The organism is Flavobacterium sp. WC2430 (genome assembly GCF_040822075.1).
In the GTDB taxonomy this organism is placed as follows: domain Bacteria; phylum Bacteroidota; class Bacteroidia; order Flavobacteriales; family Flavobacteriaceae; genus Flavobacterium.
In genome coordinates this window covers 3,243,383-3,264,226 of sequence record NZ_CP162007.1, presented here as the reverse complement: position 1 = coordinate 3,264,226, position 20,844 = coordinate 3,243,383, and the positions used below count along the sequence as shown (strand labels likewise).

General features: G+C 34.1%; 12 protein-coding genes. 3 read left to right on the top strand and 9 right to left on the bottom strand.

Going from position 1 to position 20,844, the window contains the following annotated elements; genetic code table 11:
- The first annotated feature begins 96 nt into the window (after positions 1-96).
- Entirely contained in the window at positions 97-1,101 is a 1,005-nt protein-coding gene (locus tag AB3G36_RS14185) for a YafY family protein (RefSeq protein WP_007139454.1), read from the top strand.
- Here the strand turns inward: AB3G36_RS14185 and AB3G36_RS14180 are convergent.
- From AB3G36_RS14180 to AB3G36_RS14140, 9 genes are all read right to left on the bottom strand, one after another.
- The gene (locus AB3G36_RS14180; protein WP_367753822.1) at positions 1,098-4,550 is read right to left on the bottom strand and encodes a DEAD/DEAH box helicase family protein; all 3,453 of its coding nucleotides are present in this window, start codon (positions 4,548-4,550) and stop codon (positions 1,098-1,100) included. The genes AB3G36_RS14185 and AB3G36_RS14180 overlap by 4 nt on opposite strands.
- 107 nt (positions 4,551-4,657) lie before the next feature.
- On the bottom strand, positions 4,658-6,343 hold the full coding sequence (locus tag AB3G36_RS14175) for an ATP-binding protein (RefSeq protein WP_367753820.1): 1,686 nt from the start codon (positions 6,341-6,343) through the stop codon (positions 4,658-4,660).
- Between the two features lie 84 nt (positions 6,344-6,427).
- On the bottom strand, positions 6,428-10,054 hold the full coding sequence (locus AB3G36_RS14170) for a hypothetical protein (RefSeq protein ID WP_367757951.1): 3,627 nt from the start codon (positions 10,052-10,054) through the stop codon (positions 6,428-6,430).
- A 162-nt stretch (positions 10,055-10,216) separates the two neighbouring features.
- Positions 10,217-11,419 (bottom strand): restriction endonuclease subunit S, encoded by a 1,203-nt coding sequence (locus AB3G36_RS14165; protein WP_367753818.1) that lies wholly within the window; start codon positions 11,417-11,419, stop codon positions 10,217-10,219.
- Positions 11,420-11,729: 310 nt separating this feature from the next.
- A complete protein-coding gene (locus tag AB3G36_RS14160) occupies positions 11,730-13,295 on the bottom strand; it encodes an N-6 DNA methylase (protein WP_367753817.1) in 1,566 nt (521 codons plus the stop codon).
- A gap of 384 nt (positions 13,296-13,679) precedes the next feature.
- Complete coding sequence (gene mobC / locus AB3G36_RS14155; protein ID WP_367757949.1) at positions 13,680-15,662, bottom strand: conjugal transfer protein MobC; 1,983 nt, start codon at positions 15,660-15,662, stop codon at positions 13,680-13,682.
- 17 nt (positions 15,663-15,679) lie between these two features.
- A complete protein-coding gene (locus AB3G36_RS14150; protein WP_367753816.1) occupies positions 15,680-16,996 on the bottom strand; it encodes a relaxase/mobilization nuclease domain-containing protein in 1,317 nt (438 codons plus the stop codon).
- Complete coding sequence (locus AB3G36_RS14145) at positions 16,984-17,373, bottom strand: hypothetical protein (protein ID WP_040474050.1); 390 nt, start codon at positions 17,371-17,373, stop codon at positions 16,984-16,986. Before AB3G36_RS14145 ends, AB3G36_RS14150 begins: the two co-directional genes overlap by 13 nt.
- Positions 17,374-17,600: 227 nt before the next feature.
- Positions 17,601-18,503, bottom strand: coding sequence for a toprim domain-containing protein (locus AB3G36_RS14140; RefSeq protein ID WP_367753814.1), 903 nt, complete (start codon positions 18,501-18,503; stop codon positions 17,601-17,603).
- A 154-nt stretch (positions 18,504-18,657) separates the two neighbouring features.
- Here AB3G36_RS14140 and AB3G36_RS14135 point away from each other — a divergent pair, with 154 nt between their 5' ends.
- Positions 18,658-18,951, top strand: coding sequence for a hypothetical protein (locus tag AB3G36_RS14135; protein WP_367753812.1), 294 nt, complete (start codon positions 18,658-18,660; stop codon positions 18,949-18,951).
- 317 nt (positions 18,952-19,268) lie between these two features.
- On the top strand, positions 19,269-20,801 hold the full coding sequence (locus AB3G36_RS14130; RefSeq protein WP_367753810.1) for a MauE/DoxX family redox-associated membrane protein: 1,533 nt from the start codon (positions 19,269-19,271) through the stop codon (positions 20,799-20,801).
- Positions 20,802-20,844 lie beyond the last annotated feature (43 nt).

Genomic DNA, 20,844 nt, shown 5'->3' with positions numbered 1-20,844 from the left:
TATTTTCTTTTTAAATTAGATTACAAAACTATTTGCTATTAGTGCAGTCTATTCGCATCGTTTAGTTTTAAATTTACCCTATCAAACTTTTCAACTATGGCCATCAACAAAAATGCTCTTATTCGTTTTCACGCTTTAGACAAATGTTTTAATAATTTCAATATGAAATTTTATTTAGATGATTTACTGGAAAATTGTAATGAAGCTTTATATGAACTCAATCCTGATGGGGATGGTATAAAAAAACGTCAACTTTTTGAAGATATTAAGTTTATGGAAAGTAGTCAAGGTTGGTCTGTGCCACTAGATCGAATTAAAGAAGGGCGGAAAGTATATTATCGCTATGAAACTTCTGATTTTTCAATCAATAAGCAACCTATGAACGAACTGGAAGCCGAAAAATTGAAATCAGCTTTATTGGTTTTGTCCCGTTTTAAAGGAATGCCACAATTTGAATGGGTCAATGAATTGATTTTGAAGTTGCAAGAAGCTTTCAAATTGCAATCGCACGAAAGGGAAATCATTAGTTTTGACGCCAATGAATACCTGAAAAACATTCATTTTCTAGGTGATTTGTTCAATGCTATTTTGTACAAAAAAGTGTTGCAAGTGGATTATCAATCTTTCAAAAGCGATATGATGACTACATTGGAAATTCATCCACATTATCTGAAACAATATAATAATCGCTGGTTTTTAATTGGAAATAATCCGCAATTTGAAAATTTCACCAATTTGGCTTTGGATAGGATTGTTTCTTTTTCGGAAACAAACAAAAAGTATCAAGTTTCCCCAATTGATTTTAATGAATATTTTGATGATGTTATTGGGGTTTCTATTTCTCCTGAATCTACAGTTTCGAAAATCACTTTGTTTGCAACACCCGATTTAGCACCTTATATAATAACCAAACCCTTACACGGTTCACAAAAGAAAATCAGTATTGATGAAACCGGCTTTACTTTTTCTATAGAAGTGATTCCCAATCATGAATTGGAAAAAATGATTTTATCCTTTGGAGCCGGATTGAAAGTGATGGAGCCCGACTTTTTTAAAAATGCTATAAAGCTACGGTTAGTACGCAGTTTGGCCAATTATTAGGCAAACATAGCATTTTCATTGACCTGATTGATTACTTGAATCACTTTCATGGCCTTGTCTTCTTCCGGGAATATACCAAAAACGCCTTGGTCGTGATGTTCATTAAATGGGGCTTGTGTCAGTAATTGTTTTTCTATTACTCCTTTTTGGTTGAGGTACTGGATTATTTTTTGGATGAACGTAATTTGGTTGGCATTCAAATTTCCTTTGGAGATAAAATCCGAGAATAATTGATTGGCAATTTCAATATCTAAACCAACTATATTTCGAACAAACTTACCTAATGGTTGTTCTCCGTATTCTTTTATAAAACGGTCTTTGCTTTCCAAAGCTTCTTTCAACAGGAATTGTTCCAATAGCTCCAATTCATTGCTAGTAATAGGTAAATTTTTATATAATTTATCAATCACCAAATGGGATTTGTTTTTTCTAATAAAGGCTTCTACACGGTCTTTATAACTTTGTAATGAAGTATATGTAGCCAAAAGATCTACTTCTTCAACGCCATCTTTTGAAAGCTCATCAGTAAAGGAAGTATAAACAGGGTCTAGTTTCTTTTCGTCTTTTAGAAACTGGATTAAATCACGAAGTTCTTGACGGATTACTTCTAATTGTTGCACATTAACCGTACTCCAGAATTGTTCGTTTTGTAGTTGTTTGATTGTCGCTATTTTGGCTTGAACGGCAGGAATATTACGTTTCGTAAATAGCATATTCACAATATCATACATATTATCAATGTGTCTTACTTGCGCTTTATTTCCAGTAATCAATGCCAGTTGTAGTTTGTAAACCAATAAATCAAATCGTTTAGCAAATTCGTCCTTGTCTTGGTTGTAATCTATTAAATGAGATAAATTACTTTGTATATTGAGTACATCGCCTTGCAGCAAATTGTTCCATCTTGCTCTGTTTTTATATTCTAAAACATAACGCCAGTGTTTGCGGACTTCAAAACGGGCATCATCTAAATGATCCACCAATAGGTGTAAATCATCCGTGAATTGTACTTGAATGTGTTCTTGTTCTTCGGTTGGGTCTTGCAACTGACGCACTGTCATCACAATTTCCAGTTTTGTATTGAAGGTTTGTTGGGCTAAAGAAAGGGCAGTTTTTTGTGTTTCCCCATCTGGATTATCTCCAAAATATTCAAAATTGCCACAGAAATCAAAGATTAAAAAATATTCTTTGTCTATTCCCGGCGCAAAAATATCCGGACACAAACGCGTGCCTCGACCAATCATTTGCCAGTATTTTGAAGACGATTTTACTTCTTTAAAAAACACTAAGTTTAATACTCTAGGCGCATCCACACCAGTATCCATCATATCTACGGAAACGGCAATTTGAGGCTCTTTTTCGTCGCCTTTATCAAAACAAAATTTCTCTAGAAGATCTTGGGCTTTGTCTTCGTAATTGTCAATTACCCGAAGGAAACTGCCTCCATATTGAGGATAGTTTTTATTGAAGCGTTCCTCTATAAAAACGGCATGTTTGTGGTTTTTTGCAAAAAGAATGGTCTTGCCGAGTTTATCACCTCCGGCAATTTTCTGGCCATTAGTCATCAAATAGTCTAATACTTTATCGATAGTATCGGTGTTGTACAACCAGGTATTGATCTTGCTTTTATCCACATCGCAAACTTGGTTTTCGTCTCCAAATTGGACACCAAATAGTTCTTTGAAACGTATTTTATCTTCCTCTGAAAGGTCTTCATATTTAATCCCTTCCCTTGGGAATTTAAGCGGAATTTTAAATGCTTTGGGTGGCTTTAGATAATTATCCGCAACCGCTTTATTTAATTCGTAAGCGTATGTTGGATTACCATCTTCAATTTCGAATAATCTATAAGTGTTTTTATCCACTTCTGTTTTAGGTGTGGCAGTCAATCCAATTAAAATGCAATCGAAATAATTAAAAATGGATTGGTATTTTTGATACACAGAACGGTGTGCTTCGTCAATGATAATCACATCAAAATGACCGACACCATAAAAACGTTCGTCTTCGTTTTTGAGGCTGTCAATTTTGTTCAGGATGGTAGGGTAGGTCGAGAAAACGACTCTAGTACCATTATCTTCTTTTTCTTTAGTTAAATCAATGGCTGACAAGTGTGGCAAATGTTCTTTGAAAGCATTTTTGGCTTGTGTTACCAAGGCATTTCTATCCGCCAAAAACAATATTCTTTTGGCCCAGTTGCATTTGGTAAACATATCTACCATAGCCGCTGCGGTTCTTGTTTTTCCACTTCCGGTTGCCATGACTAACAAGGCTTTTCTACTCGTTCCTTTGAGTTTGTTTTGGTTGGTGGTTACCAAATGTTCTGCTACCCTTTTGATGGCTTCCAGCTGATAATACCTTCCAGCTATAGCTGTGTTTACCGCAAATTCTCTTAAATCCTTACGGGAAAAACGTCTTTCAATAAGTAGCTGTAATTCTTCTTTGGTATAAAAACCTTGTACTTTTCTATCTGGATAAAAAGTATCGTCCCAAATGTGGGTTTCAAAACCATTACTGTAAAAAATTATTGGACGTTGCCCTGTACTCTCTTCCAAACATTTTGCATAAAGACTGGCTTGATGCTTTCCTTTGGTGGCAGAGTGGATGGTACTTTTGGCTTCTACCACTGCCAGTGGTAACCCGTTATCGCCCCATAACACATAATCTACAAAACCTTTTCCTGATGGATTTGTAGTTAATGGCATTCCTGTAACTTCGAATTCTATTTCTCGCCCTTCTCTCAGCTTATCCCAACCTGCTTCTCGCAATAGTAAATCAATTAGAATAAGGCGTGTTTGATGTTCGGATGTGAGTTCAGGAATAGCTTTTTCAACTGCTATTTCCTGAAAACGTTCTTCTTTACGTTCGGCAATGAGTTGCAATTGTGCTTCTAATTGTTTGCGCAGTAAACCATTTTCATCTGCAAGTTTTTCCTGTTCTTTTAACCCTTTTTGAGCTTCGGCACGTTCTTGCTCCAGTTTTTCGGCAAGAGCCTGGAGTTGCTTGGTATTTTTATCATTAGTATCTCCATAAGGAATTACTTTTTCTTCAAATTCGGGAATGTTAGGATTATTTTCGCTGTAATACTTGCTTAAAAAAGTCAAAAAGCGAAAGCTGTTTTTCAAAGATTGTAAAGCTTCTAAAGCTCGAACCGTTTTACCATGCGCTGCATTGTTCCCATTCAATCGTACAATATCCAATTCCATTAACATACTTGGTTTGAGTATATTTTTGAAACTTTCATTGTGGAGTAGGGCACCTAATTTGGTGTCATAAGGCAACTCTAAATCTTCATCATTTTTATACAACCAGAACATTGTTTTCTCCAACGTGCTGCGACACAATAAGGCAGCATAACGTGGCGCCGTAAAGGTGTGTTTTTCGGCATCGGCAATCTCTCGGTAGATTTCTGGAAATTCGTGTTGAAGAAAGGTAAAGTTGCTTTTCATTTTCCTAGGTTGATGCCACTAAAATACTACATTATTTTGATTTCTTCCGAAAAGTTATTATTTCTCTAGGGTTGAGTGGAACCGCCTGTTTCTTTTTTTAGGAAGAATTATTCTTTATCGCTGTTTAAACCCAGTACCAATCTGTGAAGTAATGCTCCTTGAATGGTGCGTTTGTATTTTTGGTCTTGATGTGTTGGTTTGTCTGGAATAGTCATTTCTATCCAACCTAAGTTTATTAATGGGTCTAAATACCTTTCTCGGTTACGAGAGTGGTTAGAAAGGCCTAAGTTTTCTAAAATTTCGACTCTCTTTTTTGGTTCTTCTAAAATATTCAGAATAGTCAGTGCTTTATCATTAAGATCATTTTCTATAATTTGAACAGCTTGGTTACTAGCTTGGTCACTAAGTTTTGCTAAGAGGTTCTCTAAAATCTCTTTTTCCTTGCTATCACTGGTTTTAGCTTGGTCACTAGCTTGGTCACTAAGTGTGTTTAAAAAGTGACTAAGCTCCTCCAAGTTATTGAAAGGAATATTCTCAATGGCTGTAATTATTTGTTCTTTTGCCAGTAAAACCGAAAGGAAATACGTGCTTTGTTCGTCTGTTTCAAAAACAGGTTCGGGCGAATTATTTTCCTTCATGGCATTTCTGATGGTAGGGAAACCAGTACCGCGTCCTTCTGTCAAGTGTAACTCTTTGAGTAAATCACCAATACGGCGGTTGCGATAATCCCGTGCCACGATGCGTTTATTTTGTTTTAGTATCTGTGCATCTACTGGTGGAACCGGACCAGGGAAACTTAGGATTTCTATTCTGTCGGGCCATAATTGCACTTCAATAGGTTTGTCCATTTCATAGCTTTTATGACAAACCGCATTAGACAAAGCTTCTTCAATGGCTTCGTAAGGAAAATTAAAATGGCGGTTGGCTTCTGCTTTATGGGCTACTTTTTCGACAACTTCTTCAATAACATTGTTTTTGAAATAGTCCAATATGGCTCTTAGCTGATGGTGTAAAGGACCTTTGAAATACTTTTCGGAAAAATTTTTACCGGTTTTGTCTTTGTGAATTACCAATTCGATCCAGGAACGATCGAGGAATTTTTCGGGATTACGGGAAAAAAATAATAGCCCAACATTTAAGGGGCGTAATGCCTCTTTTGGACCATTTACAATTTTCATATTGAGACATAAATCCGCAAAAGGAATCTGCTTGCTTTCTTCGTATAAATCGCTTTTTACTTCTTGAAGAAAGGCCTGAATTAAACCTAAATCTAAATCATCAATGGTTGCTTTTCCGTTTATCCTGTCGTCAAAAGGAATGCGTGCCGTTAGTTCTTGTAATCGTCTTAAATTATCCTCTTTTGCAATGATGCTACGGGAACCAAAACGAATGTAGGGATAGCGTTGTGCTGCTTTTCCTTGTGTGATTGGGGCGGTATAAGGGCGGTTATCACCGGCAGGACACCATAATATTAAAATGTGTTGTCCTTGTAGTGTGTAAGGTTGTATTAAAGGAAAATAATTGGGAAGCAATTGATAGGCAAGGGTTAAAACTGCCCCTTGAATTCTATCTAAACTTTCGGGAGCTAGACCCGCAGGAGGCAGGATAGGTCTTCCATCCTTTTCTGCAATGCCTACAATGATGTAGCCACCACCCCAATTGTTGATGTCGTTGGCAAACGCACATAGGGTATGTACAATTTCTTCAGGGTTCCAGCCTTGTTTGAATTCAAGACGTTCCCATTCTATAGCTTGTCCGTTGACTAAATCGTTTATGTTTATTGGTAATGCCATTTTATTATAATGTGTAAAATAAGAAGCTATAATCCAAAAATAATACAATATATTACTCTTCAATAGATTAAAAGCTAATCGTGTTTATTTTTTCTTTCCTTTATGATTTACTCTGAAATCATTTTCAAGTACCGTAACTGATGATATATAATTTTTATCTTCCAATATTTTTAATAATTGCCTATTTTCTTCACTTTTTGGAATTTTTGCTTTTGAACTAGTATCTGTTATCTGGGAATAAATACCGCCTAGAATTTTCAAAAAAGGTTCAATATATAAAAGATCATATTTGCTTGAATTTTTAATAAATAGTTTAATTCTATCTATTATGGGTACACTAATGTTTATAAGGATAGCATTTAGGGCGGCATCACTTACAACAAAAGAATTATCAGCAAGTAAAATTGAGCTTAATAGTTTTAAATTGTTATTTGTGATAATTGTTTCTTCGTCACAATAATTTAGAATTTGCAATTTTTCAGAATTATTCAACATCGTAGATTTTAGGACTAATTCCAAATCATCGCTATCAAATGTAATTTGGTCTAGGATTTTAAAATATTCGTTTTTCCGTTTTTCGAGTAGTGATATATTCAAGCCATTCAAATTTTCCTTTAAGGAAACAAAGCTTTTTGATATTGGATTTATACAATTATTGTTTATCAATGATTTAACCTTGTTTATAGATAAATTCTGAAAATTCAAATCGCTATACCACCATGAATTTGATTTAGTAATTAAATCATATGATTGATCGCTTATTTCATTTGATTGAATTAGTTTTTTCCAAAAACCTTTATACGCATCTGTTTCTTTAGGGATTTTTACTTTTAATAATTCCTCAGCATTTTCAATAATATTAATAAAATTGATAGTGGATACTGAAATTTCGTTTTCAATTACTTCATCTTCATCATTTTTCTCTTTATCAGTATTTTGACTATTAAAAACATGTAGCAAATTTTCCCAAGAAGGCCCCAATTTATTTTTCTCAAGTAAAACAGGGTACAATGCTGAATAATTAACTTTTGAAATTTTTACAATTTTGGTTTCTACTTGTGAAATGATTAATGCCTTATTATCTATTTTTAAAACTTTATTGTTTAATAATTCAACAAGAAATTCTTCTTTCTCATTAATATTACTGGAAATTTTTAGATAAATATCTTCAATGTATTTATTGATGTTTTTCTCAATATATTCAATTAATTGTTCTGCTTTCGAGTTCTTTACTGAAGAGAAGTTAGAATTGTCAAATGCTACCTGATTGAATTCTCCAAACTTTTTAATTATCGAAATAACCATTTCGATATTAAGCTCATAGTAATTTTTCTCATATATGAAATTCAGCATTTCATCTGGAGAATTTTCAAAATCAATTTCATTAAAATTTATTCCTAATTCTACGATAACTTTTTTAAGTCTAGTATAGTTGTCTGTGATATTAAAGAATAGTGGGTCAGATACAATTGCCCTTTTGAATGAGGATTGTTTAGCAATATCTAGTATAGCATTTATGTCCCCAAATTCGATGATACTTATAAAAATATCTTGTTTTAAATTTTCCGAAAAATCAGGATTAGATTCAATGAATCCCCATATGCTACTCCATTTATTACAAAGTAATTTTATAAAGTCTTCCTGCTTTTGAGAAATTTCAAAATATCCTTTAATAAATTCAACAGACTCTTTTGATTCATCCTTAAGTTTGTTAAAAATAGCTTCAATCTGTATGTTATAATTACTGGAATGTATAAGTAAATAATCTAAGAGATCATAATTCAGTATATATTCTGTTTGAAAATCGAAAGGGTTTATCTTAGGAATTAATTTTTCAATTTTTGAAAGCTTGTAGTCAAAAGGTTGTCTGTTGCCATTCTTAATATTGATATGGAATTGATAATCTGAACGAGTAATACTTTCTTCGTGAAATAAGGAAATATAATCTGTATAATCTTCCGCGATATAACCATTTCTCAATAAAATCAGTATAAGATTCCTATTAAGGTTTTCACCGATCTCAATTTCAGATGATTGGTTAGATATCAGTAATTCCGATATTTTGAAGTTTCTTACTGTTTGCTTTTGTTTTTCTAATTCCTGTATTTTGTTTTTTAAAGCATTGATTTTACCATTTTTAATTTCAATAATCTCCTTTTCTCTATCAAGATATGATCTTGAAGGATTCACTAATTTTTCTATTTCTGTAAATTCAAAATTAGGCTGTTTTACTTGTATACTATCTTTTCTATAATAAGCATCATATATCATCTGATTATATGAGAAATTATTAGCTTTTAGGTATTCAAAATTTTGGTTTTCAACAATTTCTTCTATTGAGATATTCGTTTGATTTACAAGGAAGGATTGAAATCCAGGTAATTTTTCAATAATTCGGGCAATATACAAAAGGCGAAGGTCTTTAGTATTATCTAAATAAACATTTTCAAATGCAAAAATCTGTCCTTTATATGCTTCAGTTTTGCTTTCGATTTCACTAATTATTTTTTTTATGTAGTTAGTTTTAGAAGAAAATATATTATAAAGATCTCCTTCGTTACAACTCAATTTCATGAAATCGTTTGGATAAATATTCTTATAAGTAAGAATGGCGAACAATTTATCATGGATTAAATTTTCATTAAGTTTTTCTTTATACAAATAGAATTCATTTGATATGTTGTGAAGTAATCGCATGTCATCAATAAAGAATGAAATATCTTCAATTAAATTATCGCTCAGTTTGTATTGAAGCTGGTTTCTTTTCTTGAATAATATCTCACTTGAATTTGAAGAATTGATTACCGGAATAACAGGGATAATAAAATCGAAAAATTTGGTACGTTCTTTATCTGTAAACATATCATCTCTTACTGCATAAACAAAGGTGATTTCTTTTTTTCTGGTTTTTTCTGAATTGTTTAGCAGTAGGTTGACCTCTCTTAATTTAGTAAATATTTCAGTTTCCTGAAACCTGTCTAAATCTTCAATTATAACAACATTGTAGGGACAAACAGAGAAAAAATAAAGTATCTCATCGATGTGATGATTAAGAATAGACTTATTCAAATTTTCTCCGACACCAATTTCTGCATTTTGGATTTTAAGTTTATTGACAGTAATAGCACTTAAAATTCTAACTGATTTTAGAATAATAAAGAAGATGCCCGATGCAATTATTAATATTTCACCGTAATGAATAATATTGCATATAGTGCTGTTGATTGCAATATCTTTAAAAATACTTTGGATGAAATAAGGGTTGAAATAATTATATATTGCTACTAAAAAGAATAGATAGCCTAAAGAATAAAAAAACAGTTTTTTAGTACTATAACTCTTTATTTTTTTAAACCTTGAATCAGGGATGTTTTTATCTTCTTCATGATAAAAAATTTGTTCAAGTATGCTTATTTCAATCAGCCTTAACAATTCTGTTTTATCTACTTCGATTTTTTTACCATTTTCATCGAATTGAGGTTTTTCTTCTTTGAATGTTGCTAAAGAAATATCCAGGAATTTTAAATCATTTCCTTTATAATTTTTTTGAAATGTTTTCAGAATACTACTTTTACCAGATCCATAAGGTCCTGACAGAGCAATATTTTTGATATCTTCCTTTTTTCTGTTTTTCAAAGCCCATAACAATGCTTTTGAATAATGTCCGTCTTCATCTCCATTATCAATTGGAGATAATGAAGAATATGTCATATCATCTAATTCTGTAAAAGAATATTTGTGATGCAAAGCTTCTAACCGGACTATTATTTTTTTTAGAAAAATGAGAAGTTTTTCTTTCATGAAATATTTTTGATTAATGTTAACATAAAAATGATAATTGTCTAATTTTTGAAATTTATAATAGATTGCTATTTAATTTAACTCCCCCTTAAACGCCCGTTGCAACAAAGACTGAAACAAATCCTCGCTTTTCGCCAAGGCTTGTTGGGCTTGTTGTTTTTGGGTTTCTATCATTTGTACTTGTTTGGCAAATTGGGTTTGGAGAGAAAGAGGAGGATTAATTAATTCATAGTTTTTTAATAATCCTAAATTCAGATTTGGTTGATTTCCACCTCTACCTAAACTTCTTAAATCATGATATAACATAGACAAATTATAATAAAGAAATTGAAAATCCATTTTATTACTTGGTCTCAAAACACAACACGCTTGATTTGTTGCAGCTTCAATTCCTAAAATTCCAATCTGTCCTCTAGTTTTTCCTTGCCCATACATTGCAATTACAATCGATCCTTTTGGAAATAGTCTACAACTTGAATTCTTCAATGCTTCTTCTGAAATTTTTTCTAAAGTGTCATTAATTATCTTCCCATCAACTTCCGTTGTTTTTACCCAAGGAATATTACCTATGAAATTATTTTCATTCGTTCTGCTAGGAGTGCTACCAGAAGCCATATCTGAAATTTCTCCTAATTCCATTTTTTTCCATTCCTTTTCATTCCTAACAGGATCCCCAAACATCTCCAAAAACAAACTTTGTGTCAAGGAATCATATTTTTGAATAAGTTGCTTGTGGTATTGGCGCAATTGGTCTGCGGTGTCGAGGATTTCGGCTATTTTTTGTTGAGTGGGTAGTACGGGAAATTTAAAATCAATATTCTGTAAAGTTTTATTGTTTAGAATTGGAACTACAGCACTATTAGCAGTATTTTCTAGAACTTTCTTATTGGCTAGAAACCAATAATACAAATAATTTACATCTGTACTTTTTTTTGGTTTTATTCCCGTTATCTGTTGATTAGAAGAACAATCTTCTTGGGTAATTCCAATTTTGCCAATATCTCCGATACAAGTTATTAGTAAAGTATCTTTTGGAAAAGTAATTGCTTTTTTATCATCTAAAGCAATTTGGGTTAAAGTTCTTTTTGATTTACGCAATATTTTTCCATTGTTAAAATCGCCTGGAGTGTACCAATTAATTTGTCCCTCAAAATATTGAGTTTGATTTGTCGGAGGTGTTTTTCCAGTTCTAATAAATTCTGCTATATCTTTTAACTTAACTTTCTGCATAACTTCAAAGTTATTGTCAATTCGTTCATTTACAATTAATTCCATATCTTTATGCTAATTACCCTTTCAAAATTTTTTTAATGATTGTATTTCGAGCAGCTGCCTTCTAAGCAGGCGGTCGAAGGTTCGAATCCTTCTGCGACTACAATATAACTACTGTTAAGGTTATAGGTTGGAATCCAGTCAAGGTCAAGTTATAACTTTAGGGTTTCTGGTTCGAACCCTGTCGCGGTCACGAACCGTACTTTTTCAATGGGTGCAGGATTCATAACCCTGAAGTCATTACTGGATTCGAATCCCATCCTCTCTGCTATTTTATTTTCCGGGGGGCTAGAATCCCTCTATCTCCGCGTCACTATCCTAACATTTTTTCTAATTCATTCATGGTATTCAAACGTTTTTTGTCAATTGCTTTGATATCGGCAATCAAGGTTTGTGGTTTTTCATAGATTACTTCATCATAAACAATTTCCTTGTAACGGTTAATGCTCAAGTCGTAATCATTGGCTACAATATCGGCTTTTGGGATTAGGAAGGATTTTTGGGTTCTATCAGTCCCCACCCCATTCCTCCCCGAAGGGGAGGGAGCCGTGCCGATCGCTTTCCAATCCAACAAAACGTTAGGGATATCACATTTGCCTTTAAATTCTTCTAAAACGCTTTCAGGGTCAGTAAAACATTGTTCGAATACCTCTTCCGATAGTTGCGCATTGCGTTTGTCGTCCAGGCTAAAACCATCGGCTTGCATGTCATAGAACCAAACGTTATCTGTCCCACCTGAATTGGTTTTAGTAAAGAATAAAATAGCAGTACTCACTCCAGCATAGGGTTTAAAAACCCCGCTTGGCATCGAGATTACGGCTTGTAATTGTTGGTTTTCCACCAATTCTTTACGAATGCTTTTGTGTGCGCCACTGCTACCAAACAGTACACCATCAGGCACAATCACGGCAGCGCGTCCACCTAGTTTTAGCATTCTCAAAATCAAGGCTAAGAATAGTAATTCGGTTTTTTTAGTTTTGGTTACGTTCAGTAAACTGCTTTCTACCTCATCATAATCCAATGCCCCTTTAAACGGTGGATTGGCCAAGATTAAGGAGTACTGACTGCTGATGTCATTGCTTTCACTCAAAGCCGAATTTCCAATAAGTGTAGGGTTTTCCATGCCGTGCAATTGCAAGTTCATGGCTGAAATGCGCATCATCGATGGGTCAATTTCTATACCGTTGAACATGTTTCGGTTGTAATGTTCACGAAAATCCTGATCCATAAACCAGTCTTCGTGTTTCTCATGTACGTATTGGGATGCGGCCACTAGGAAACCTGCTGTCCCACATGACGGATCACAAATGGTATCGTCTTTTTTAGGTTGGGTCATTTCGACCATCATACGGATAATGTGGCGCGGGGTACGGAATTGTCCGTTGGTTCCTGCTTCGGCAATTTTGCCCAACATGTATTCGTATAAATCTCCTTTGGTGTCGCGGTTGTCTAATGGCAGTTTGTCAATTTGTTGTACTACACGATCCAACAATTTAGCCGTTGGGATCATAAAGGTTGCTCCTTTGATGTATTCAGTGAACGCACCACCATCTTTACCTAGAGTTTTCATAAAGTCAAACACAGTAACGTCATTCAAATGACGTTGCGGACGTGTGAATAATTCAAACATCACTTCCGGGTCTTTGTCTTTGAAACTGCTCCAGCGCAAGTCTTTTTGCTCTGGAGTATAAATAGGTTTGTCAGTAGTAACACCGAGCATATTGGCTCTTTTCTCAATCAAGATTTGTTTGTCGTCTAGTTGTTTCAAGAAAATAAGGTAGGTAAATTGTTCAATTACCGTTAAGGGGTTTGAAATTCCGCCTGTCCAGAAGTCATTCCAGATTTTATCTATTTGAGATTTTAAATCGCCTGTGATCATTATATTGGGTTGTTGTTATTCATTAATAAATTTGGAACCAGTCACTTGATTGTAGTATCAGATGACAAACCTAAGGTGTTAGAGTGCAGACAATGTGCATAGCTCGTTTTTTTTCTTCAAATATACTTTTTAAACTTCATAGCACGCTTTTAAAAAAGGGTTAGATTATGAATTTTTGCTAAGATATTTAAAATTCCATGCATAAAATTGAGGAAAGCCGTAACGTATTGAATTTTTTAGTTTAACAAATTGATATAAAAGAGATTTAATAGTAACTGTTTTTTGACGAGTAGTTTTACTGCAAGGATTGAATCAAATAATTTATATTAGATTATAAATATTCTCCTTCCGCAGCTGTATCTTTTTTAGGTTTGAGTCTTCCTGCTACTTTTTCAATACCAAATAAGCCCGGCTTGGATCCTGTAACAGTTGCTCAATTTCAGATTGCATTATTTCTTGAATATCTTGTTTTACTTGCAGATAATTTCGTTGTACTATTGTAGTATCAATCTTCCTGATTACATCAATATCTATATAATTATCCTGTTCTTTTTTTAAAGCATCATGATCGTTTACTATTTCGCAGTGAAACGTTTTCAATTCAATTTTGCAATCAGGATCATCGGCAACCATACCCACAAACTCACCAGAACTCAAGGACGATATCTTAGAAGGAGGAACGGCCGACTCTAATTGTTTGGAGCGGCTTATGGAGGTATCACCACTGTTTATAGATAGACTTTCTCTGTCCTGCATAATTTTACCAAACCGTTCTGAAAGTTGCTTGGCCGTATCTCCAGTCACCTGACCACTAACAATATTCCCCGTGATGTTTAGAATCACGTCAGCCTGTTCTCGGCCGTAATCTTTACGAAGCTGACTGAAGTCTTGAATTCCCAAACAAGTGGCTACTTTATTACTTCGGGCTGTAGCAATCAAACTATCCATATTATTGAGATAGATAGTTGGGAATTCATCGAAGATCAGACTGCTTTTTAGTTTGCCTTTTTGATTGACTAGTTTTATCAAACGAGAGACGTACAAAGATAAGACAGCGCCATAAATTTGAATTTTCTGCGGGTTATTTCCCATACACACAATCTTAGGTTCGGCTGGATTATTGATGTCTAATGTAAAGTCATTTCCAGATAATACATAGTACAATTGGGGAGAAGAGAGTCTGGCCATGGCAATCTTGGCCGAAGCAATTTGTCCCTCCAATTGTTCCATGGCATCATTTAGATAGGCATTGATAAACGGATTGATGAGTACTTCAATTTCTTTCTCCGTTCGTAATATCGTAAACAAACTATCATAGTCGAGTTGCATGAGTTCAATAACATGTGGCAGCGTACAGAATTCCCCTTCCTTGTACTTCCTTAGATACCATATAATTGCTGTCAGAAAATTGATAGGAGATTCGACAAAAAAGTCGCCCTGTCTTTTGATCCATTCTTTATTGAGTCCTAATAGAATCGTTCGTGCCGATTCTGCTGCATCCGTGATATCGGTCATAGCAGAAGGTTCAAGTGGGTTGCATCGGTGTGTGCGGCTTAAATCATCAAAATTGATCACATAAAACTGTGGTGGAATAGGATAGAGGTGCTTGTATTTCAACCAAGTATTATAGGTGATTTTAGAAAGGTCATCAAATTTAAAATCATAAATGAACATCGTAAACCCTTTGCGAATGTGCTGGGTGATAACATGCCGAATCACAAAATAAGATTTACCAGAGCCAGGTGTCCCCAAAACCATTAAGGCTCGAAAGGGATTGATAATATTAATCCAGCTGTTTCGAACTTTGTCTTTCAAATGATAACGTGCTGGAAGATTGATGGAGTATTCATTTTCCAAGAGTCTTTCTTCTTGGGGAAAAGTTTCATTTTCTTTATTGAAAATATCTTTGTTATTCAACTTGTTTTTTATAATCCGTGAGAGTAATGTACCTCCGGAAAGCATCAACAAAAATCCGATACAGCTAATACTGATATAAGCAATCGCTATTTCCGTAGTTTTTGCTTTTAGGTAAAGCGATAGATAACTTAAAAAGTAAATCAATACACCCGTAATGATGTAGGCAAAGGCCGTTTTGTGATTCAATTTTTCCTCTTTGCGTCCTTTGGCTCCAAGCAAGGAAATCAATAAAAAGAATAATGCAAAAACCTTGGATTTATGAAAATTACTGAACATTTCAGTACGGTGTATATTGCCCAAAATTGTATCGCTGAAGGTGCTAACAAAACCCCATTCTTTGAAAGTGGTATAGCAGTAATAATAAAAATGTAGAAGTAAAATTACGATACTGATCAGTCGAGTCATATCGAGTATTTTACGCAATGCCTGTTCGTTTTCTCCGGTTTGCATAGCCATAATAATTTCCTTTATTGGTTATCAGATTGTCCTTTTCGTTTCTTCTTTTTCTTCTTCGCTTTCAATTGATTTGGCAGATACGAGGAATCATGTTCCGACTGCGTAAATGTGTTTACCAATTTACCTATCTCCATAGTGGGTTTAGTTGTAGAATTCTTTAGTGATTCAGTAACGCTTGATGCAAGGAAAACTTCTTTTGAGTTTGCTTGTGCGGTAGTTCCATGCGATTTTTTAATTTTAGAAACGCTGGCTTTTTGCTGCGCTCCATTATTAAAACCACAGCGTTCTTGAATAGCTTTTGCACTATATTGTTTTCCTAAAGCACTACCATTAAATACACATTGCGTTTGGTGATCTACATACGTAATGCCATACAGTAAACCCTCTAAATTTTGTCGAAAAACCATAGTGATTCCAGCCAGTGCTGCAATTTTTTTTAGATCCTGAATCGATATTTTTTGTGGATTGAGCAATGCCATATCAATTGTGTTTTTTATTCTGGACTTATGGGGTGTTCGTGCTTTTTCATTTACAATAAATCGTTCTTCTAAAAATTTAAGTGTTGGATGGCTATAAAAATCACTGGCTTTTATTGGAACGCCAACCTTTTCACCACTTTCATTTAATATCCGATAAACCAATCCTCTATTTTGAAATATCCTTGAATTTTCAGTACCTCGATCTGCTACGACATTGTACTGTTGGAGTACCGCATTTAATTCGGGCAAGCTCGTGTATTTATAATTTTTGAGTACTTTATCCAGTACGTTGGTTATTGCTCGTTTTGTTTCTGTGCGTCCGTATTCTACCTTGCTGGCATTAACTGGTTTTGCGACTAATTCTTTTTCTCTTTTATGTTTTTCAGCCGGAACTAATCCATACGATATTTCAATTTCTTTTCTTGCTTTTTCAGATTGGTTTCGACCAATATTCTGCATATCAATCCTGCTGCCATCAGCTCTGACTTTTATAGAAATAATATGAATATGTGGATGTCCTGCATCATGGTGCTGATAGACTAAAAACGGTTGTTCCTTAAAACCAATTTTATCCATATAGTTGTCTGCTATTTCCATCAGTTTCTCTTTTGAAATTTCTTTTTCGGTCACATCAAAATTGAGCGAAATATGAACACTGTTTCGTTTTACATTTTCATTTAAATTAGCCTGTTTCAAAAAGCGGTTTAGTTTCATGGTAAAGCTCATTTTTTCGATATCGACAGGGTAATTTCCAGCCCCAATAAATTCTGCAACCCCTTGCTGAACTTTGTTTTCATTGTAGTTTAAAATTCGATGGATGGAATGTCCCGTTTTGATTATTGCAACCATGATTCTGCCATTTTCTGAATCTGCATCTTTATTTCATCCACCTTATTGAAAAGTGTTTTTTTCTCTAGTTCATAACTGATGAGCCAGTGCTTAAAATCGGAAATTTGATTCAGAGTATGTAACTTTTTTACAGCCTGATTAAAGTTGTTTCCAATAGCGTTCAATTCTCCTCTTAGACGCATCATTTCTGCCATAAAATCGTCTAGGGATTGGTTACGGTAATTAGTAGTAATAGGCTTGTTGAATAGGTGTTTGCGAATGTACTCACTCAGCTTCCTGCAGGTACTGGTTTTCCATTTGCGTTCAATTTTCGCATACTCTTCTGACGTAAATCGTAAACCGACAATACGTGTTCGTTTTGAATTTTCTCTTTCCATCATCTCTCATTTTATTCATTACTGAACTCTTTTTGTCCTTTCAGTCTCACTGCCCACGAGTTCCGAGTGAATGGGCAGCAAGATTTGGTTGTTTAACAACCGGACATCTTGCCGATTGCAGGAACGTGGCAATCTTTTAGCTAATTATAATGGCATTGATTATTGAAGTCGTTTTTTTTGGTGGTATGTAGAATAGTTATGATTTACAGTGAAGATTGGAGTAGGAACTAGCTATTTTTTTGCCGTAAATTAATTTTCTTTGATTTTCCAAAATTCATTGCCCAGTCGTTGAGGTCATTATAGTTTTGATAGAGGTTGCTTTCATCTTTGTATTTTGTACTCAGAGAAAGTGCACGCTTCGTATAGCTTTGTCCCGTTTCATCCCGGTCAAGATAAAGCCGAATGGATTCATGATTTTCCATAAAAGGACGTGCTCTTTCGAAAAAAGAAACAGAGTTTAAAATGACAAAATTCTGACTGTTTTCAGGAAGGTTTTTGGTCATCGCTTTAAAGGATAAATAGTCAAAAAAGCCTTCGAAAACAACTACCTCATTACTACCATTTTCACAGGTGGATATTCCCTTAGGAGAAGCTGTTGTTTTGAAATAAGGATTGCGAATCTCATAGCCTCCCAAATCATTTTTAAAACCAATTCCGTAGTAAGTATTATCATTTAAACTGTAGTGAACTTCCTTGCAAAACTGTTGTGCAATTGCAACTGGAATAGTACGCTGTTCGAGATAGCGTAATAGCGGATAAGAAGTAAGCGTAGTCACTTCTATAATTTTAATTTTAGGTTCTTGTTGAACACTATTTTCTATGGGATAAACTATTGGCTGTTGAAGAGAAAGATTCCCACTTAAGTTGTTTAGTAATTCAGGAATGCTACACTTGTAAAATTCGATTCCAAAATCAACCAAGTTTCCGCCTTTGCCAAGGCCGTGGTCATACCAACGATTTAATCTGCGATTGATTTTAAAGGAAGCTTCTTTTTCATCTCTCAATGGAGATAGGTACCAGTAGTCATCGCGCCTGATTTTTTCGGGTTCAAAACCCAACGACTTTAAGTAATTAACTAAATCTATTGCTTTGGCTTGCTTTATCGAAAAGCTATTGTTGCTGAAATTCATAACATACATTTTATCAGGTTCATAATTCAGATTCCGCTTACTAAAGTAAAAAAGCTAAATCCTTTGTCCAATCCTCATCATATTTTGACTAGGATAAATTGAAGTAAGCTTCTTATTTTTGGAGTACTGAATTATTAATTTAAACGAGAAGATTATGCTAACAACAAATGATGTAGCCCAGGTTTTTGATACGATCCTTAGTATCCCTGGTATGAATGAGCTGGTGAAGATTGATTTGAAAATCTCCCGAAAAAATGTACTGTTATTAAATCATGTTATTGAACGAGGTTTATTGGCAAAAGTGGATGATAAAGCATCAAACTTATTGACAAGTGTTCCAGAAGAAAATTTGGAAGAGTTGAGGTCACTAGGAGGGGAGTGCCTATTAAAAGCTGGACTGATAGAACTAAGTGAAAAACTAAATGCGTTGAGTGGAACCACGAAGTAGGATGGATTATTAAATAGAAACCAAAGAAATGCCAGATGAACAGTTAAAGTTTGTTTGGCATTCCTTGGTTTTAATCATCTTCGGTTCTAGTAATAGTTATTTCTATCCTTTATTTGAAAAACGGCTTGATTTTCAAATATTTTGGCTTGATTTTCAAACCATGTTTCCAAAATAACGGCTGTAATTTTGGTAAGTATTTAAGAATGATTGTTTTAAATAATCGGAAGGACTTTGAATCTTTTAAATCCTTATCCAGAGAAGTTTCAAAGTTGTGAACATTTAGAATTCATTCGGTTTAATCCAATAAAAGAGCAGATATGAAAGTAAGTGAAACAATTAAAAAGGGAATCTTAGAGGTAATTTGTCTGTCTTACATATTACTATTTGTCTATGCTGCAGTGAGTAAAATATTGGATTTTGAGAACTTTCAAGTGCAATTGGGACAGTCTCCATTACTAAGTGCTTTTGCTAGTTGGGTTTCATGGGGTGTCCCAATTATAGAAATTTTGATAGCCTTGACACTGCTAATTCCAAGATATCGGTTAGTAGGGCTATTTGCAGCTTTTAGCCTAATGATTATGTTTACTACATACATTATCATTATCTTGAATTATAGTTCTTCTATTCCTTGCTCTTGTGGAGGAATACTTGAAAATTTAGATTGGACTGAGCATTTGGTATTTAATATTTTATTCGTGCTACTGGCATTTACGGGTATAATGCTGTTACTATTTAATCCAAAAAATGTTGCTTCTAAGAATCATTATAATAGAACTTTTGGAACGGTCTCTATCACCTTATTGAGCAGTATCGCTGTTGTCGTTATAATTTATTTATTATCGGAAGATATTACTCATCATCGCAACAACTTTATTCGTCGTTTTCCGCATCATCCAATTACAAAAATTAATGAATTAGATTTAAAACATCCGTCCTTCTATATTGCCGGAATCGAGAAGAACAAAGTTTATCTAGGCAATTATGAGGCACCTCTTCATGTCATAGTAATCGACATTGGGTTACAAACGCAAAAAAGTTATGTTATAAGACTTTCCAAATCTAACCTTCCTTTTCGTTCTGTACAAGTACGTGTTCAATCCCCGTATTTTTATTTGATGGATGGTACTGTACCAACTATTTTTAGAGGTAATCTTATCGATTGGAAAGCTAATTTATCGATGTATGGTAAAGTCTATTTTACTAAAGCAGAACCATTAGATTCAAAGACCTTCGTTATGCGCGCTATAAGCAGTAAAAATCATGAAAATATTTTAGGAACTATAACAATTACGGATACGATTAAAGTAAGATTAGCATCGCAGCTATTGGAAAAGCAAATTGATGGTATTTTTGATACCGATGGTAATTTAATTTATAATGAGCAATTAAAAAAGGTTCTGTATACTTACTATTATCGTAATGAGTATCTCGTATGTGATGATAGCTTAAATTTAGTACTTCGAGGTCATACGATTGATACAATTAGTCGAGCGCAAATTAAGGTAGCACATATCCAATCAAAAAATCAAAGTAAGCTAAGCGCACCACCAATCATAGTAAATAAAAGAACAGCAACTTTTGGTAATTACCTTTTTGTACATGCAGGTCTAATGGGGCGTTATGAAACGGAAGAGATGTGGGATAAATCATCCATAATTGATGTCTATGATTTTATGAAAAACACCTATTTATTTAGTTTTTATGTTCCTAATCTTTTGGATCAAAAAATGACTGATTTTAGGATAGTTGAGGATGTTTTTGTAGCCCTATACGATCATTCTATCGTTACATATAAGATACGGACACATGCTTATGAACCAAAGGGATTTAAGATTTTACATACACCTTGATCTTTATTAAAAAGGAATTAAAATATACTGCGCAGTATCAGGA

Excerpts from the sequence above, each read along its gene's own strand:
- AB3G36_RS14130 (WP_367753810.1), top strand. The coding sequence starts at position 19,269 with ATGAAAGTAAGTGAAACAATTAAAAAGGGAATCTTAGAGGTAATTTGT.
- mobC (WP_367757949.1), bottom strand. The coding sequence starts at position 15,662 with ATGCAAACCGGAGAAAACGAACAGGCATTGCGTAAAATACTCGATATG.
- AB3G36_RS14185 (WP_007139454.1), top strand. The coding sequence starts at position 97 with ATGGCCATCAACAAAAATGCTCTTATTCGTTTTCACGCTTTAGACAAA.
- AB3G36_RS14165 (WP_367753818.1), bottom strand. The coding sequence starts at position 11,419 with ATGGAATTAATTGTAAATGAACGAATTGACAATAACTTTGAAGTTATG.
- AB3G36_RS14135 (WP_367753812.1), top strand. The coding sequence starts at position 18,658 with ATGCTAACAACAAATGATGTAGCCCAGGTTTTTGATACGATCCTTAGT.
- AB3G36_RS14160 (WP_367753817.1), bottom strand. The coding sequence starts at position 13,295 with ATGATCACAGGCGATTTAAAATCTCAAATAGATAAAATCTGGAATGAC.
- AB3G36_RS14150 (WP_367753816.1), bottom strand. The coding sequence starts at position 16,996 with ATGGTTGCAATAATCAAAACGGGACATTCCATCCATCGAATTTTAAAC.
- AB3G36_RS14170 (WP_367757951.1), bottom strand. The coding sequence starts at position 10,054 with ATGACATATTCTTCATTATCTCCAATTGATAATGGAGATGAAGACGGA.
- AB3G36_RS14140 (WP_367753814.1), bottom strand. The coding sequence starts at position 18,503 with ATGAATTTCAGCAACAATAGCTTTTCGATAAAGCAAGCCAAAGCAATA.
- AB3G36_RS14180 (WP_367753822.1), bottom strand. The coding sequence starts at position 4,550 with ATGAAAAGCAACTTTACCTTTCTTCAACACGAATTTCCAGAAATCTAC.
- AB3G36_RS14145 (WP_040474050.1), bottom strand. The coding sequence starts at position 17,373 with ATGGAAAGAGAAAATTCAAAACGAACACGTATTGTCGGTTTACGATTT.
- AB3G36_RS14175 (WP_367753820.1), bottom strand. The coding sequence starts at position 6,343 with ATGGCATTACCAATAAACATAAACGATTTAGTCAACGGACAAGCTATA.